Raw genomic sequence first — 17076 nt, 5'->3', positions numbered from 1 at the left:
CGGGATCACCCTTTGCCTCAGGCCCTCAAAGAGGCCAGACGCTGCTGAAAACTAACTCATTTTGACCCCCTTTCATTGCACAGACCTCCCCCACAGCCAGACCGGATCGGACTGACAGAAGGAGTGCCCCTAATTTCGATTGTAAGCGCTTCTCAGAACGGAAAAGGCGCATTGCCTACTGAGCAGCCAAATACGCTTCCAAATGCCTTAGAAGACAAAATTCCTGACATGACCAAAGAAAGGGATGCACTCCCCAAGTCGCCAATGTCGCGGAAGACGTTCGTTAACCCCGGAAGCAGATGTGCGCAAGCGATTATTTACCGTGTCAGCAAGTTGCAATGCACGTATTTCTATATTTTTATTAAGCAGCAAGATAAAAATCTTTGCATCTTTATAATAACTACTAAAAATTAGCAGTATTGCCCTTCTTACAATTGGAAAGCACCTTACCCACCCATCTCAACATACCCTAATTTCGATTTTAAAGCGATCTGAGAGGCATTTCAACGCCTCCGCTACACAATAGCCAAAAGGGATTCAAGGCCCTGAAAAGGCCTTAAAAAGCAAATCCATTCATATCGGCAGGACGGGCCCTGTCCTGCCTCTATATGGATCAACGCAATGCAACAGGCTGGATCAGAGCATCAGGACAGGCACGCCAAAACTCCAAGCACGCATCAAAGAATTCGAGGACATCCGTTGCCGATGGCGTGATCGTGTTCACTCGCACACCATGAAGCATGTCCTCGGGCATGGATGGCAAATAGCGACCTTCGTATTTGGCTATTTTCAACACTGAAGGCCGCTGAGGGCTGGCAAGCAATTCACACAAATCAATCATCTCGCTGATTTTCTCGGGAGACTCCCAGCCCAGAGCCGTCATCACCTCTATGATGGTGTCAAAGCTAGCGGTATGCCCATCAACCCCAAGAGCGGGCGCAATATCCTTTTCAAAGACCCTGCCCAAATGATCCGAATGCCGAACGTTCAAAGCCTGAATGGCTCCAATGTTGTAAAATCTATATTTTTCAGGATCTTCCTCATCATAACGATCGATCAACGCCGGTGATTGCCGATAGGAATCCCTCAGCTCCTCCAAACAGGCGGCGATCCGATTCAAATCGCCCCGAGGAACGGCAGGCTTGTCAGAAAATGCAGCACTCATGTCACGCCACCTTCCGCAAAGCATCGATCCAACGGTCAACATCCTGCTCAACCCAACGTATGCTGGAAGGCGACAGAACTATAGGTTGCGGAAAATTCGGAAACTTCTTGCGATAACGCCAGATGGTAGCGCGTGAGAGGCCCGTGAGAGCCACAAATTGTCTTGTAGAAATCAGGTTCATTTTGCTTCCTTTCGTTGAAGGGAGCACTGCTATTAGCCACGATTTCGTACCGAGCAACCCCTCCGGCTCGCAGAACAAATAGAATTGATTTTGATTTTTCTATTGTTTTTAATTGAATGTTACAGAGATCACTATATTAATTTTATCGATTTGTTTTCAACATGTTAGGCGTTGTACTTTTTGCAATCGCCTTCCCGATGACGCGAAAAAAGCACTTCTAAAGCAAACTTTATTTTTCACACGCGGTAGCCCACGCTTCCATCATAGCTTTTCGCTGCTCAAGGAAGTCTGTGCGGCGGTATGCAGCCTCAGTTTGGTCTTTGACGACATGAGCCAAGGCCGACTCGGCCCAATCACGGGAATAGCCCTCTTCTGCCGCCCAATCCCGAAACGAGGAGCGAAAGCCATGGACGGTGAAACCTTCCCCGCCATTTGCCTTCAGAACCTTTCCTAAGGTCATATCCGACATGACTTTTCCTTTCATGCCGGGAAACAGCAAAGCGTCATCCGTTGAACCAATCCGCTTGAATGCGGCTTCCACGATAGCCTTTGCAGCCGAAGACAACGGCACCCGATGCAATCGCCGCTTTTTCATTCTCTCAGCGGCAACAATCCAGACACCAGCCTCAAGGTCAAACTCCCCCCTACGGGCTCCCCGCACTTCCTGCGATCTTGCTGCTGTCAAAATAGCAAACAGAAGGGCATCACGCCCCACAGTCGTTTTCGCTGCCCTCATGGCTGCGACAAACGCGGGAACCTGCTTATATGGCATTGCAGGGAAGTTGCCCTTTGCCTTTTGCTTGATCGGTTTCAACAACGTCGAAAGGGCACGCTCCGGTGCCTCACGGTCACGCCACCCCTTCGCTTGAGCGTGGTCCAAGATTGTGGCGATGCGCTGACGAACCCGACGCGCCGTTTCAGATTTGGTTTTCCAGATAGGCTTGAGAGCTTCGGCAATGTCGGGAGCATCCACCTTGCCCACAACCAATTCCCCAAGTGTGGGATAGGCGTAAGTTTTGAGGGTCGAGCGCCATTGCTTCTGATGCTTGACGTTGCTCAGGGAAGACAGAGCATGATCCAAATAGGACTCAGCCGCCTCCTTGAATGTCATAGAGGCAATTTTCAGCTTTTTTGCTTCAACCTTCAGATCAATTCCATCTCTTGCCGCCTTACGCTCAATGCGCGCCCTTTCTCGGGCCTCAGCAAGTGACACGTGATCCAGTGAGCCAAGGCCGATATCCTTGCGCTTACCATCAACCTGCACCCTAAGAATCCAAGATTTGGCTCCTGAGGCACTGACTCGCAACAGCAGACCATTCCCATCCGAATGGCTACCGGCCTTGGCGTTCCGAACTTGCAATTGAGTTAAGGCCATACCCACATCCTTCCCCACACTAAGCAGGCAATTATGTGGGTTGGGTTGGTGCCCTCTGCAACAGGGCTTTTAGCAAAACCCTTGTATTTTGGGCGTTTGAGACTGAATGAATCAGACTGAAACAATCAGATGGCGGAGCGGGAGGGATTCGAACCCTCGATACGCTTTTGGCGTATACTCACTTTCCAGGCGAGCGCCTTCGACCACTCGGCCACCGCTCCGCATACCTGTAAGGTCCGCCGCCCTAGCGATTGTCTTTGGGCAGCGCAAGCCTTCCTCTGCGCTTCTTGTTTATTCATCGATCTTGCCTGTGAAAGAGCCTGACGGCACAGTGCAGACCATGCCTTTCAACGCCGCAGCCCGCCGCCCTTCGCTTGCCGCTCTTGCCCTGCTGGGCGCCTTGGTCCCGGCGCTGCCGGGTCAGGCCGCGCCCGCCTCACCGCCGCCGCCAACCAAAGCCGTGAGCGCCAGCGATGTCGTCAAGGCAGCTCCGGCCAGCGACTGGACCGCCATCGCCCCGCAGGATCTGCTGGTGATGGAGCTGGCGCCCGATGCCAGGGGGCACCCGAGGCAGGTCATGATCCAGCTGATCCCTGCGCCTTTCTCGCAAGGCTGGGTGGGCAATCTGCGCAAGCTGGCCGCCGCCCATTGGTGGGACGGGCTTTCGGTCTATCGCGTGCAGGACAATTGGGTCGCGCAATGGGGCGATGGCGACAATGAGGACAAGGTGAAGGCCAGACCTCTGCCCGCAGGTTTGGCGAAGGTGGATGAAAGCCAATACACCATTGTGGGACCCACACAGGAAAACCTGCTCCAAACAGTTTCCATTGCCGGTCGGTCCCGCTGGCTGTTCGACGCCTTTGCCCCACACACCGACTTTGATCACGGCTGGCCCGTCGGTCTGGATCAGGGCCGCACATGGCCCACCCATTGCTACGCCACGGTCGGCGTCGCCCGCGACCTCTCGCCCGACACCGGCTCCGGCGCGGAACTCTATGCCGTCATCGGCCAGCCGCCCCGCCAGCTCGATCGCAACATCGCCGTGGTGGGCCGGGTGATCGAGGGCATCGAACACCTCTCATCCCTCCCCCGCGCCCCGGGCAATGGCGTCTACAAGGATGCCGCCGACCGCACGCCGATCCTCTCGGTGCGCCTCGCCAGCGAACTCTCCGCCGATCAGCAGCCGCATTTCGAATTTCTCTCCACCGAAAGCGTCAGCTTCGCCCGCTACGCCGATCTGCGCGCACACCGGCATGATGATTTCCTGAAAGTCGCCGCCACCGGCGCCGACATCTGCTCGATCCCCGTGCCCATCCGCCGTCATCCCGCAAGCTGAGGAAACGCTTCACAGCCCGGCGCCTTACCGCATTGCGCAAACGCCCCGCATTACGCATCAAAATTCGTATTCAACGCGCAGGCTTGTCATTGTGCATACGTGCCCGCATGCTGGCATGCATGGGCCTGCGCTGATAGAAGGCGGCCCGCCATCCTGTCGGCATGCGGGGCCAACCCGCTGAACGACTACGATTCGCAAAGGGACGATGCATGAGCTTTACCGCGGACCGCCTGCTGCTGTTCGGCGCCACCGGCGACCTGTCGCAGCGGATGCTGCTGCCCTCGCTCTGCGCGCTGCACGCTGACCGTCTGGTCTCCGACAAGTTGCAGATCGTCTGCACCGCGCGCTCCGAGATGGACGACACGTCCTTCCGTGAGTTCGCCGCGCAGGCACTGGACAAATTCCTGCCCGAGCATCGCAAGGGCGCCATCCCCAGCTTCCTCACGCGCTTGTTCTACCAGCCGCTCGACGCGAACGACACCAGCCACTTCCATGCGCTGGCCGAGAAGGTCGGCACGGTGGAAAATGGTCTGGCGATCTTCCTCTCGACCGCGCCCAGCCTGTTCGAGCCGACCATCGCGGGCCTCGTCGCCAGTGGCCTCGCCAATGAGCGCAGCCGCATCGGTCTGGAAAAGCCGCTGGGGATCGATCTGCCCTCCTCGAAAGTGGTGAACGATGCCGTCGCCGGCGCCTTCACCGAGGATCGCATCTTCCGCATCGACCACTATCTGGGCAAGGAAACCGTCCAGAACCTGCTGGCGCTGCGTTTCGCCAACATCATGTTCGAGCCTTTGTGGAACGCCACGCATATCGAGCATGTGCAGATCACCGTGGCCGAGACCGTGGGCCTTGAAGGCCGCGTCGGCTTCTATGACGGCGCGGGCGCGCTGCGCGATATGGTGCAGAACCATATGCTGCAGCTTCTCGCGCTGGTCGCCATGGAGCCGCCTGCCCGCTTCGACCCCGTCGATGTGCGCGGCGAGAAGACCAAGGTCCTGAACTCGCTGCGCAAGGTGACTCCGGGCGATATCGTCACCGGCCAGTATGTGGCGGGCGCCATCGCGGGCGGCAGCGTGCCGGGCTATATCGACGAATTGCAGAAGCCTTCGGAGACGGAAACCTTCGTCGCCATCAAGGCCTTCATCGACAACTGGCGCTGGAAGGGCGTGCCCTTCTACCTGCGCACCGGCAAGCGCCTGCCCAAGCGCACGACCGAGATCGTCGTGCAGTTCCGCCCGGTGCCGCATTCGATGTTCGCCCAGCGCGGCGCGGTGGCCAAGCCCAACCGTCTGGTCATCGGCATCCAGCCGGAAGAGAACATCACGCTGGATCTGATGACCAAGGTGCCCGGCCTCGATCGCGGCGGCATCCGCCTGCGCGAGGTGCCGCTGGACATCCGCATGCCCGATGCTTTCGCTGGCCCCACCAAGCGCATCGCTTACGAACGCCTGCTGCTCGACCTGATCGAGGGCGACCAGACGCTGTTCGTGCGCCGCGACGAGGTGGAAGCCCAGTGGACCTGGGTGGACAACATCCGCGCCTGCTGGACCGAGAACGAGATCATCCCGCAGCCCTATCCGGCGGGCAGCTGGGGCCCCACCGCCGCCATCGCGCTGGCCGCGAAGGACAGCGTCACCTGGCACGAATAGGCGCATGAACAAGGGCTTGGGCAAGCCATAAGGCTTGCCCACCCCCGCCAGGAACAATCCGGGCCATGGCCCGATCCATCACCACAAGCGCGGGTTCGCCAGAGCCCCGCTTTCTTGTGCAGAGTAGACCCACCATGGCCCAGCTTCATTCCACCATCGAAAGCGTCACCGCGCGCATCATCGAACGGTCCAAGCCGGGCCGCACGCGCTACCTCGACATGATCCGCGCCGAGGCCGACCGCCATGGCGAGCGCAACAGCTTCTTCGGCTGCTCGAACCTCGCGCACACCTATGCCGGGGCCGAGGGCGACCAGAAGACCATGGCCTTCACCAAGGCGCCCAATCTGGCGATCGTGACGGCTTACAACGATATGCTTTCGGCGCATCAGCCCTATGGCCGCTACCCCGATGCCATGAAGATCTATGCCCGCGAAATCGGCGCCACCATGCAGGTGGCGGGCGGCGTGCCCGCCATGTGCGACGGCGTCACGCAAGGTTACGAGGGCATGGAGCTGTCGCTCTTCAGCCGCGACGCCATTGCTCTGGCCACCGGCGTCGCCATGAGCCACGCCATGTTCGACGGCATGGCCCTGCTGGGCATCTGCGACAAGATCGTGCCCGGTCTGGTGATCGGCGCGCTGCGCTTCGGCCATCTGCCCGCCGTCTTCATTCCTTCGGGGCCGATGCCCACCGGCATCGCCAACAAGGAAAAGCAGAAGACCCGTCAGCTCTATGCCGAGGGCAAGGTCGGCCGCGAGGAACTGCTGAAAAGCGAGATGGGCTCCTACCATTCGGTGGGCACCTGCACCTTCTATGGCACGGCCAATTCGAACCAGATGATGATGGAGATGATGGGGCTGCAGCTGCCCGGCTCCAGCTTCGTGCCGCCCAACACGCCGCTGCGCAGCGCGCTGACCCGCGCCGCCGTCCACCGCCTCGCCGCCATCGGCAAGAGCGGCAACAGCTACCGCCCGATGGGCGAGATGGTGAATGAAAAGGCCATCGTGAATGCCGTGGTCGGCCTGCTGGCCACCGGTGGCTCCACCAACCATGCCATCCACATCCCCGCCATGGCGCGTGCCGCCGGCATCATCCTCGACTGGCAGGATATGGACGAGCTGTCGCATGCCGTGCCGCTGATCGCGCGGGTCTATCCCAACGGCACGGGCGACGTGAACCATTTCCACGCCGCAGGCGGCATGGGCTATGTCATCAAGGAGCTGCTGGCGGGCGGTCTGGCCCATGCCGACATCCTGACCATCGCCGAAGGTGGCATGGCCGATTTCGCCACCGAGCCCTTCATGGATGGCGAGGCGCTGAACTTCCGCCCCGCCCCCGACACCAGCGGCGACGACGCCATGCTGCGCCCCGTCTCCAACGCCTTCCTGCCCGATGGCGGCATGCGTCTGGTGCAGGGCAATCTGGGTCGCGGCACCTTCAAGAGCAGCGCCGTCGACAAGGACCGCTGGACCATCGAGGCGCCCATCCGCGTCTTCGACACGCAGGAGGATGTGCAGACCGCCTTCAAGGCCGGAGAATTGCACAAGGATGTCATCGTGGTGGTCCGCTTCCAGGGCCCGCGCGCCAATGGCATGCCCGAGCTGCACAAGCTGACCCCGCCGCTCGGCGTGCTTCAGGACAAGGGCTTCAAAGTGGCGCTGGTCACCGATGGACGCATGTCGGGCGCATCGGGCAAGGTGCCCGCCGCCATCCACGTCACGCCCGAGGCGCTGGCCGACAGCACCGGCGTCAACGGCCCGCTGGCCTATCTGCGCGATGGCGACGTGGTGCGCCTCTGCGCCGCAACCGGCCAGCTGGAGGTGCTGACCGACATCAGCGGGCGTGAGCCTGCCGCCGCCCCGCCGCCCGTGATGGGCGTGGGCCGCGAACTGTTTGCCATGTTCCGCCTGGGCGCCGATGGCGCCGAGCAGGGCGGTTCGGCCATGCTGGCGCTGGCGGGGCTGTAAAGCCCGCCGCTCCGGCTGTGGCCGGGCTTCACAGCCCGGTTTCACACGGCTTTCACGGGAAACCGGGTAGTGCTGCGATGCGACAGGAAACGCCCTGTCGCATCGCAGGTGCAAAAAACCGGTTCCCACTTCGAGATGATGCTTTAGACGAGGCCACCATGGACATTGTTTCAGTCGATATCGGCGGCACCCACGCCCGTTTCACCATCGCCGAGCTGAGCGATGACGGCAAAGTGTCGCTGGGCAAGGTGGAAACGCTCCACACCAAGGACCATGCCAGCTTCGAATCGGCCTGGGCCCATTTTGCCGAGATCAACGGCAGCCCCCTGCCCCGCGCGGCGGCGGTGGCGATTGCCGGGCCGATCAACAGCGATGCGATCAAATTCACCAACAACCCCTGGGTGATCTATCCCGGCCAGCTGCATGACCGGCTGGGGGTGGACAAGGTGACGCTGGTCAATGATTTCGGCGCGGTGGCCCATGCGGTGGCCCATGCCGGCCCGGAATATTTCATCCATCTCTCCGGCCCCGATGTGCCGCTGCCCACCAAGGGCACGATCAGCATCCCCGGCCCCGGCACCGGCCTTGGCGTGGCGCAATTGTGGCGCGACGGCACCGGCAACTATCATGTGCAGCCCACCGAGGGCGGCCATATCGATTTCGCCCCGCTCGACGCCATCGAGGATGCGCTGCTGGCCCGCCTGCGCCAGCGCCATCGCCGCGTCAGCGTGGAGCGTGTCGTCTCCGGCCCGGCCATCGTCGATATTTACGAGACGCTGGCGGTGCTGGAAGGCAAGCCGAACACGCCTTTGGACGACCGCACGATCTGGACGCTGGGTACAGACCCCGAAAAGCGCCGCGAGAACGTGCTCTGCGCCACCGCCGTCGACCGTTTCTGCCTCTCGCTGGGCAGCGCGGCGGGCGATTACGCGCTGGTGCATGGCGCCGTGGCCGTGGTGATCGCGGGCGGGCTTGGCCTGCGCATTTGCGACACGCTGGTGGCCAGTGGCTTCGGCGACCGTTTCCGCGCCAAGGGGCGCTTTGAAAATCTGATGGCGGGCCTGCCGGTCAAGCTCATCACCCATCCGCAGCCGGGCCTGTTGGGCGCGGCGGCAGCCTTCCAGAAGGAACATGTCCAATGACCGTCGCAATCGAAACCATCATGCGCACCGCGCCCGTGATTCCGGTGCTGGTGATCGAGGACATCGCCCATGCCCTGCCGCTGGCCGAGGCGCTGGTCGAAGGCGGCCTCAAGGTGCTTGAGGTGACGCTGCGCACTCCTTGCGCGCTGGAAGCCATCAAGGTGATGAAGCAGGTCCCCGGCGCCATCGTCGGCGCGGGCACGGTGCTGAACCCCGCCCAGCTGCAGTCCGCCATCGATGCGGGCTCGGAATTCATCGTCTCGCCCGGCCTGACCCCCGCGCTGGGCGAAGCCGCTGTGAAGGCGAACATCCCCTTCCTGCCCGGCACGGCCAATGCCGCAGACATCATGCTGGGCATGGATCTGGGCCTGTCGCGCTTCAAGTTCTTCCCGGCTGAGGCCGCTGGCGGCACTTCAGCGCTGAAGGCCATTGCCGCGCCTTTCGGCGATGCGCGCTTCTGCCCCACCGGCGGCATCACGCTGGCCACCGCGCCCAATTATCTGGCGCTGGAAGCCGTGCTCTGCGTCGGCGGCAGCTGGATGCTGCCCAAGAGCGCTTTCGACGGCAGCAAGGTGGACACCGCCGCGATCCTGAGCGGCGCTCAGGCTGCTGCGGCGCTGAAGGCCTAAGTCTTAAGGGCCGCAAGCCCATCCGTTCCGTCACCACCATAGCGAAGGGCCTGCCGCCACGGCGGGCCCTTCATTCAGGGGTTGCGGGCGATCTCGCCCCGGGTCGCGCGACAACACCTTTCAGGCGCTCTTGCGGGCGCGCATCTTTGGCCTTCCCCAGCCGGGCGGGCTTGCGCTAGGCTGACCGACGAAAGGCCCCTTGTCAGAGGGCCATGATTCAGGGACAGGACCGGCCGAAAGAGGCGCATCGCAAGAACGCCAGTTCGGGAGAGTCTTTACGATGAGCGAGTTTGCCGCCCTTGATCGCCGCTTGCAGGAACTGCACGAGCGTACCGCCGAAACCCCGCTGTTCAACCCCGTCTTCCAGCTGGGTCTGGAACTGTCACGCAAGATGGAAAGCGGCGAGCTGAGCCTCGAACGCATTGAATCCATGGTGGCCGAGCTGGAATGCGAAGGCCTGCGTGTTCGCGCCCGGCGCCTGAACCGCCTCGTCTCCCCGGTCGATCCGCAGACCAATCTGGCCCATATCGGCGCCATGGCCGAAGGCGGCGATTTCACCGCCTTTGCCGCGCGCTGGAGCCGCCCGGTCGCCCATATCGTCTTCACCGCTCACCCCACCTTCCTGCTGGCCCGCGCTCAGGGTCAGGCCGTGGCGCTGGCCGCCAGCCAGGGCGATCTCGACAGTGAGACGGTCTGCGCCGCACCTGCCGCGCGTGACACGATCACCCTCGATTCCGAACATGCCGACGCCATGGCCGCCATCGCCCGCGCCCAGAAGGCCCGCGACGCGATCAACGCCACGCTGCTCTCCACCGCCCGCACCCGCTGGCCCGCGCAATGGCGCAAGCTGGCCCCCGCGCCGGTGCGCTTCGCCAGCTGGGTCGGCTATGACATGGATGGCCGCACCGACATCGGCTGGCAGACCTGCATCCGCTACCGGCTGGAGGAAAAGGCCGAACGCCTCGCCTCCTACGCCGCCCTGCTGGAAGAGGCCGCGCCCGACATCGCGGAAAAGCTGGCCGCCGCTGGCGCTCACACCGAAGCCATGGCCAAGCTCTTCGCCGGCGACATGACCAACCCTTCGGCGGTGAACCACGCCGCCAACCAGCTGACCGCCAACCACGCCGACAAGCTGGTCACGCTGTCCCCCATCATTGCCGAGCTGGAAAAGCTGGCCGCCGCCAGCGATGACGATACCGCCCAGACCCTGCTGGTCGCCGCCGCCGCGATGCGCGCCGATGGGCTGGGCATGTCGTGGATTCACTTCCGCGTGAACAGCTCGCAGCTGCAGAACGCCATCCGCCGCCGCATCGATCCCGATGGCACGCTGGATCTGGCCAGCCAGGCCGCACTGCGCAAGATGCGCGAGCTGCTCCAGAACGTGAAGCCGCTGCGCAGCAACTTCGCGGCGCTGGCCATCGAGAATTCCACCGCCGTCCGCCTGTTCCTGACCATGGCGCAGATCCTCCAGCACATCGATGCGGAAACCCCGATCCGCATGCTGGTGGCCGAATGCGAGCAGCCCACCACGGTGCTGGCCGCGCTCTATTTCGCCAAGCTCTTCGGCATTGAGGACAAGGTGGACGTCTCGCCCCTGTTCGAGACCGAGACCGCGCTGGAACACGGCGGCCGCTTCATCGACGACCTGCTGGCCGAGCCCGCTTATCGCGCCTATGCCCGCCTGCGCGGACGCCTCGCCATCCAGACCGGCTTCTCCGACGCGGGTCGCTTCGTGGGCCAGATCCCCGCCAGCCTCGCCATCGAGCGCCTGCAGGGCCGCCTCGCCCAGGCCATGACCGCCAATGAGCTGGGTGACGTTTCCGCGCTGATCTTCAACACCCATGGCGAAAGCATGGGGCGCGGCGCTCACCCCGCCAGCATGGCCGACCGTCTGGCATGGCCCCTCTCCCCATGGGCGCGCCGCCGCTTCGTGCGCGCAGGGATCAGGCTGGAACCCGAAGTCAGCTTTCAGGGCGGCGACGGCTACCTCTTCTTCGGCACCGACGATCTGGCGCTGGCCACCCTCACGCGCTTCATCGAACTCGCCCCCGCCGAGGCCGATCCCTACGCGCCGACCGATCCCTTCTATCGCCGCACCGATCTGTCGCTCGATTTCTACCGTGCGATCCGCCGCGTGCAGCAGCAGCACCTCAACTCCACCACCTATGCCCGCGCGGTGACGGCCTTCGGCCTTGGCCTGCTCAACGACACCGGCAGCCGCAAGGCCCGCCGCCAGAGCGACCTTGCCGCCGACCGCACCATGAGCCTGCGCCAGATCCGCGCCATCCCCCACAACGCCATCCTGCAGCAGCTGGGCTATCCGGTGAACATCATCGCCGGTTTCGGCACGGCGGCGGAAGGCAATTACGAGGCCATGGCCGACCTCCTCGCCTCCAGCGACCGTGGCCGCCAGCTGGTGCGTCTGGTCCGCGCCGCCAATGCCGTGGCCAGCATCAAGACCGCCACCGCCTTTGGCGAGCTGTTCAACTCCGCCTATTGGGCCAGCCGACCCTATCGTGGCGACGAGAACCATATCGCTCAGGGCTGCCTTGCCCTGGCCGAATATCTCACCTCGGACGACCGCACCGGCGTGTTCCGTCGCCTGGCCACGCGCCTGCGCGTCGATGCGTTGAAGCTGCACCAGCTGCTGGCCCTGATCCCCGAGGAGCCGGGCGGCCTCTCGCCTCAGGATCGCGAGCATACCCGCCGCTCCATCGGCGTGCTTCAGGCGCTGCGCCTCGCGTTGTTCCAGCATATGTTCCTCAAGGTGGTGATGGTCCCCGCCTTCAGCCGCGCCAATGACATCACGCCCCATGACGTGATCGAGATGGTCTTCACCCTGCGCGTGGACGAAGCTCTGGCCCAGCTGAAGCGCGCCTTCCCCACCAGCTTCCCCAGCCTGTCGGACTTCAAGGTCGACGAACCCGCCGACTATCCCGACGATGCGGCGCATGGCTACACCGCGATCCATCGCGATTATATCGAGCCCATCGAACGCTCGCACCAGCTGGCGCTGCGGATCGGCACGGCGATCGCGAATGAGTTCGGGGCGCATGGGTAAGGGGGTTTAAGAAGGTGAATGCGAGGGTGTTACACCCTCGCGCTCCCTTTAATGTCTACGGTGCGCTTCGGGTTCGGCCTTGGGGCTCACGTCGCTCCGCCGCAGGCTTTTAAACGAGAAAAAGGCGCCGGGGTTTTGTTGCCTGCGGCGCCTTTTCCTTGCGCAGATGGAGAGATTAGGCACTACGATCGGGTGCCACAACCCTCTCGTCGGGAGACGGAATGGGAGCGCGAGGGGGTAACCCCCTCGCATCTTCCTTTTCTCCCCTCCTCCCCAAAACCGTAAACCTTTACCCCTCGCCTGTCCCCGGCTGGAACAGCGCCTTCAAGCGCTCTGGTGTTTTGGCGGGGTTTGAGGCAGCGTCTGCTGGTCAAACGCTCCAAAGGCCCGCAAACGCATCATGGTCACCATCGCCGCCATCCCGCAGGCAAAGCGCCTGCCCGCCATGATCGCCGTGGCCGCCAGCGCCGCGCTGTTGGCAGCAGTTGGCCTGATCAAGCTTGATGAGCATCTGGGCACTGCACATCTCTCGCGCCAGGCGCCCACCGTCGCGCTTCCCGCGTCCAGGCCCGTCAGCATGAAGGAGCGGCCCGATGCCGCGCCCGAGGCCGATCCCAGCTATGCGCCCGCCTTTGAGGCTGAAGGCGGCAACAAACCCGCTCCGGCGCAGGCCACGCCCGCCACGGACACGCTGGTCATCAAACACACGCTGACCGTCACCGAGCCCATCAAATACGGCCAGTGGTTCTGGAACGAGGATGGCGCCCCCGCCGGCGCCCCCATCGTCATCACCGTGGACCTCAACGCGCGCGTGCTTTCGGTGTTTCGAGGCGGGTATGAGATCGGCACCACCGCCGTGCTGCTGGGCACGCAGGAAAAGCCCACGCCTCTGGGGGTCTTCCCGATCACCCAGAAGGACGCGCATCATATGTCCAACCTCTATGACGCGCCGATGCCTTATATGATGCGCCTGACCAACGACGGCGTCTCGATCCACGCGACCAATGTGCAGAACGGCTATGCCAGCCATGGTTGCGTCGGCGTTCCCCTGCCCTTTGCGCAGAAGGTGTTCGGGGTGACGAAGCTGGGGGATAAGGTGATTATCACCCGGGGGCAGCAAGGGGCTTAAGAAGGTTGGATGCGAGGGCCATCGCCCTCGCGCTCCCTTTAATGTCTGCGTTGCGCATCGGGTTCGGCCTTGCGCATAGTTTGCCGCGCCGCAGGCTTTACAAGGATAGGAAAGCCTGCGGCGCGGCATTCATGCCTGCGGCGCCTTTTTGCTGTGCCTGTGGGAAGGTTACGCACCGATGGGATGACACAAACCCTTGTGTCGGGAGACGTTATGGGAGCGCGAGGGGGTAACCCCCTCGCATTTCCTTCTTAGGACCTTCTTTTCGGCCCCTTCATAAAACTCCACCCGGAGGGCATAGGCCGCACCACCAGATCCCCGATCGAGGCGGGCTGCCGCGCCACCAGAGCATCGAACAGCCGCGCCACGGCCTGCCCACGCGCAGCCTGCCCATCCAGCTGCTCCACAATCCGCGCCACCACACGCAGAGCCACGGCACGCGGCGCTTGGGGGCGATAGACCAGCCCCATCGGTTCCTTCACCACCTGCTCGGCCCATTCGCGAGCAGCGGCCCAATCGAGGGCAGCATCTGCATCGGCAAGATTGGATGCCGCCTGAGACCATGCGGGCACATCGACCCACGCGGCATCGGCCAAAGCCTGCCTCACACGGACACGATCATAGGCCGGGTTGCGGTTGGAAGGATCGTCGGCGGCTGTGAAGCCGGAAGCGGCGACCACAGAGGCCAACGCCGCGCGCCGCCAGCCCAGCAGCGGGCGCAACAGCGGCAGGCGGGTGGCGGGGACCAGCCCACGCTCACGCACACCGGCCAGCCCGGAGACCCCGCTCGCCCGGTTCAGGCGCATGACCAGCGTCTCGGCCTGATCATCGGCATGATGGGCGGTGGCAAGGGCAGAGAGGCTCTCACGCTCCATCCAAGCGGCCATGGCGGCATAGCGGGCGTCGCGGGCCTGGGCCTGTATGTTGCCCTCCTCCACGCGGACCTCCAGCGTGGCATGGGGCACGCCCAGCAGGGCGCAGATGCGGGCGACCTCGGCGGCTTCGGCAGCGCTTTCAGGGCGCAAGCCGTGGTCCACCGTGGCGGCGGCCACGCGGCCCGGCAGCGCGGCGTGAGCGATCAGCAGCAGCGCCAGACTGTCCGGCCCGCCCGAAACGGCGAGCCCCAGCAGGGGCTCGCCTTTCGTGCTTTCAGGCCAGATGCGCGTCAGGTCCGAAACGAAGCGTTCGGCCTCGGCAGCGAAGCTCAGTTGCACGCCGCTTTTCTGCGGGTTTCGTCATACTGGCTGCGCAGGCGCCCGGCGGCTTCGGTCTTGTAGGTGTCGGAGAACTCGCCCAGCGCGATGCAGGCGCGGCTGCTGTCCTTCAGATCCACCATGGCCTGCGCAAGGTAGAGCAGGCTGTCGGCCGCGCGGTCGCCGCGCTTGTTGCTCTGGTAGTTCTGCAGGAACCAGTTGGCGGCTTCGCGCGGCTGGTTGTCGTCCAGATAGGCGCGGCCCAGCAGGTTCTTGGCGTAGCTCACGCGCTTGTGGCGCGGATATTTGTCGAGATAGAGCTTCAGCTGCTGCGCGGCCTCGGGATAGAACTTGGCCTCCCACAGCTTGAAGCCGTAGCTGTATTCATCCTCGCCCGGATCGTCGCTCTGCGGCTTGACGATGGCCTTGACCGCCGCAAGGCGCGAGGCTGTCGGCTTGGCGGGCGGCGTCGGCGCGGCGACCACCGGAGCGGGCTTGGGCTTGGCCACCGGAGGCGGCGGCGCATAAGCGGGCTGGCTGGCGGGCAGCGGCGTGGCACCCACATCCGGCTGCGGGCCGGTGTAGGGCGGCGGCGTGACCGTGGCAGCAGCGCCGGGGACCGAGGATTCCGTGCCTTCCAGCTTGCGCAGGCGGTGCGAGAGATCCTCGACCTGAGCCGTCAGGCGCGCATTCTGCGATTCAAGGGCATCCATGCGCGTCAGCAGATCGGTGACCGGCGTGGTGGCGGGCGAACCGGGCTGAGGGGTGGGCGCCGCGGGCGTCGAGCCATCGGAGGGAAAGAATTTCGGATCGCCGCCGGGGAAGACCTGGCGCTGAAGGGCGCGCACTTCGGCCTCCAGCTTGCGCAGGCGGATTTCTTCCACCGTGCCTTCCTGGGCATGCACCACCGGCACCGCCACCAGTGATGTGCCGCAAGCCAGCACCGCCAGCGCCAACACGCGCAGCTTGCCCCGCCGCATCTCAGTCATCGTCCGTCGCTCCAAACAGGCCTTCTGGCCCATAGCAGCCTGCGACCGGCGACCCCGTCGACCCCAGGCTTTTTCAAAACTGATCGTTGATGCATCAGGGACGCCGCTCTTGTCGAGCCGCGCCCCCGTGTGATGCACCGCTTTGCGCCGGAACGCCCCGCTGCAACTGTGGATAGCGCAGGGGGGCCTTCACGAAAAGATCAGGGATTTCCCCCATTTGCAGCCGGAGGCGTGATCAGCGGCACGCCGGCGGGCAGCACGCCGCCCGCGGTCACCGTCTCGCCATGCGTCTTGTGGCGGCGCGGGCGCGGCGCCACATGGTGAGGCGCGGGGGCGCCGGAGGTGGCACTGGCGCTCGGGCTGGGAGACGCGCCGGGTGTCGAGGAAGGCTGCGGCGCAGGCTGGCCGGACGGCTGAGCACCGGGCGCAGCCGAGGGCTGGGCCGCAGGCGCCGCATTGCCGCGCGCATTCAGCGCGGCGGCGGTCACCGGCACATCCTTCACCGTCTTCATCTCTTCCGAGATCTTGGGCACGCTCTGGCCGCCGATGGTGATGGTCAGCAGCTCGGGGTGGCCGGTGCGCAGCTTGGGATCATGGGCATCGGCGGGGACCGTGTAGCTCTCGCCGTCCTGAAGCACCTTTTCCACCAGCGTCTTGTCGCCATCGTAGAAGCGCACCCAGACGCCCGTGCCCTGCGCGGTGAAGACCACATCGCCGCTCGGCTGAGCCGGGGCCGCCGGGGCGGGCGCCGCAGGAGCGCCGCTGGCCGTGGCCTGAGGCGTGGGCGTGTCGGCGGGCAGCAGCGAGGGCAGTTCCGCCGCCGGGCTGTAGTAATTGTTCCACCAGACATAGCCGCCCACCGCCGCGATCAGCGCCAGCACGCCCGCCACCCAGGCAAAGCCCGAGGATGGCACGCGCGCCGGATCTCCGGGCGTGAAAGCGGGGGCCGGAGGCGCCTCGGCCTCGGGCATGGCGCCGGAATATTCGGCGCGCATGGTGCTGGTGATCTCGGCATCGTCCAGCCCGACGGCGCGGGCATAGGTACGCGCGAAACCCAGCGCATAGGTGCGACCGGGCAGCGCGGCGAAATCGCCCGCCTCCAGCGCTTCCAGATGCTTTTCGCGAATACGGGTCTTTTCCGCCAGCTGCGCCAGCGAGAGGCCCGCCGCCTCACGCGCAACGCGCAGCCGCCCCCCGGCGGTCAGTGCTGACTGCTGCTCATTTTTGTCTTCGGCACCCATGTGCGATCCCGTTTTGATG

13 protein-coding genes and 1 tRNA gene are annotated in these 17076 nt (G+C 63.9%); 7 read left to right on the top strand and 7 right to left on the bottom strand.

Going from position 1 to position 17076, the window contains the following annotated elements; translation table 11 throughout:
- Positions 1–613: 613 nt before the first annotated feature.
- The 4 genes from HGK27_RS00795 to HGK27_RS00780 all read right to left on the bottom strand — a co-directional run bounded on the left by HGK27_RS00795 (position 614) and on the right by HGK27_RS00780 (position 2942).
- Positions 614–1165 carry a hypothetical protein gene (locus HGK27_RS00795; RefSeq protein ID WP_206237950.1) on the bottom strand — a complete coding sequence of 184 codons (552 nt, stop codon included), beginning with the start codon at positions 1163–1165 and terminating at the stop codon, positions 614–616.
- Position 1166: 1 nt separating this feature from the next.
- Positions 1167–1346, bottom strand: coding sequence for a helix-turn-helix transcriptional regulator (locus HGK27_RS31390; protein WP_206237949.1), 180 nt, complete (start codon positions 1344–1346; stop codon positions 1167–1169).
- Positions 1347–1575: 229 nt separating this feature from the next.
- Positions 1576–2721: a tyrosine-type recombinase/integrase gene (locus tag HGK27_RS00785; protein WP_206237947.1), complete on the bottom strand. Its 1146-nt coding sequence runs from the start codon at positions 2719–2721 to the stop codon at positions 1576–1578.
- A 130-nt stretch (positions 2722–2851) separates the two neighbouring features.
- Positions 2852–2942 (bottom strand) — tRNA-Ser (locus tag HGK27_RS00780).
- An 89-nt stretch (positions 2943–3031) separates the two neighbouring features.
- Here HGK27_RS00780 and HGK27_RS00775 point away from each other — a divergent pair.
- The 7 genes from HGK27_RS00775 (at position 3032) to HGK27_RS00745 (ending at position 13634) form a co-directional block, all read left to right on the top strand.
- Positions 3032–4057 carry a peptidylprolyl isomerase gene (locus tag HGK27_RS00775; protein WP_241126759.1) on the top strand — a complete coding sequence of 342 codons (1026 nt, stop codon included), beginning with the start codon at positions 3032–3034 and terminating at the stop codon, positions 4055–4057.
- 209 nt (positions 4058–4266) lie between these two features.
- On the top strand, positions 4267–5706 hold the full coding sequence (zwf, locus tag HGK27_RS00770) for a glucose-6-phosphate dehydrogenase (protein ID WP_206237946.1): 1440 nt from the start codon (positions 4267–4269) through the stop codon (positions 5704–5706).
- Between the two features lie 134 nt (positions 5707–5840).
- A complete protein-coding gene (edd, locus tag HGK27_RS00765) occupies positions 5841–7673 on the top strand; it encodes a phosphogluconate dehydratase (protein ID WP_206237945.1) in 1833 nt (610 codons plus the stop codon).
- A gap of 158 nt (positions 7674–7831) precedes the next feature.
- A complete protein-coding gene (locus HGK27_RS00760; protein ID WP_206237944.1) occupies positions 7832–8815 on the top strand; it encodes a glucokinase in 984 nt (327 codons plus the stop codon).
- Complete coding sequence (locus HGK27_RS00755; protein ID WP_206237942.1) at positions 8812–9444, top strand: bifunctional 4-hydroxy-2-oxoglutarate aldolase/2-dehydro-3-deoxy-phosphogluconate aldolase; 633 nt, start codon at positions 8812–8814, stop codon at positions 9442–9444. The genes HGK27_RS00760 and HGK27_RS00755 overlap by 4 nt, the downstream gene beginning before the upstream one ends.
- Positions 9445–9724: 280 nt before the next feature.
- Positions 9725–12505, top strand: a complete 2781-nt coding sequence (locus HGK27_RS00750; protein WP_206237940.1) for a phosphoenolpyruvate carboxylase — start codon at positions 9725–9727, stop codon at positions 12503–12505.
- Positions 12506–12905: 400 nt separating this feature from the next.
- Positions 12906–13634 (top strand): L,D-transpeptidase family protein, encoded by a 729-nt coding sequence (locus tag HGK27_RS00745; protein WP_241126757.1) that lies wholly within the window; start codon positions 12906–12908, stop codon positions 13632–13634.
- A 251-nt stretch (positions 13635–13885) separates the two neighbouring features.
- Here the strand turns inward: HGK27_RS00745 and tilS are convergent, their stop codons facing one another.
- The 3 genes from tilS to HGK27_RS00730 form a co-directional block, all read right to left on the bottom strand.
- Positions 13886–14848, bottom strand: a complete 963-nt coding sequence (gene tilS, locus HGK27_RS00740) for a tRNA lysidine(34) synthetase TilS (protein ID WP_241126754.1) — start codon at positions 14846–14848, stop codon at positions 13886–13888.
- Positions 14839–15816: a tetratricopeptide repeat protein gene (locus tag HGK27_RS00735; RefSeq protein WP_241126752.1), complete on the bottom strand. Its 978-nt coding sequence runs from the start codon at positions 15814–15816 to the stop codon at positions 14839–14841. Before HGK27_RS00735 ends, tilS begins: the two co-directional genes overlap by 10 nt.
- Before the next feature lie 200 nt (positions 15817–16016).
- Complete coding sequence (locus HGK27_RS00730; protein ID WP_206237938.1) at positions 16017–17057, bottom strand: helix-turn-helix domain-containing protein; 1041 nt, start codon at positions 17055–17057, stop codon at positions 16017–16019.
- Positions 17058–17076 lie beyond the last annotated feature (19 nt).

The sequence above is a fragment of the Novosphingobium terrae genome, assembly GCF_017163935.1.
Classification (GTDB): Bacteria; Pseudomonadota; Alphaproteobacteria; order Sphingomonadales; family Sphingomonadaceae; genus Novosphingobium; species Novosphingobium terrae.
This window is presented reverse-complemented; position numbering and strand designations above follow the sequence as displayed.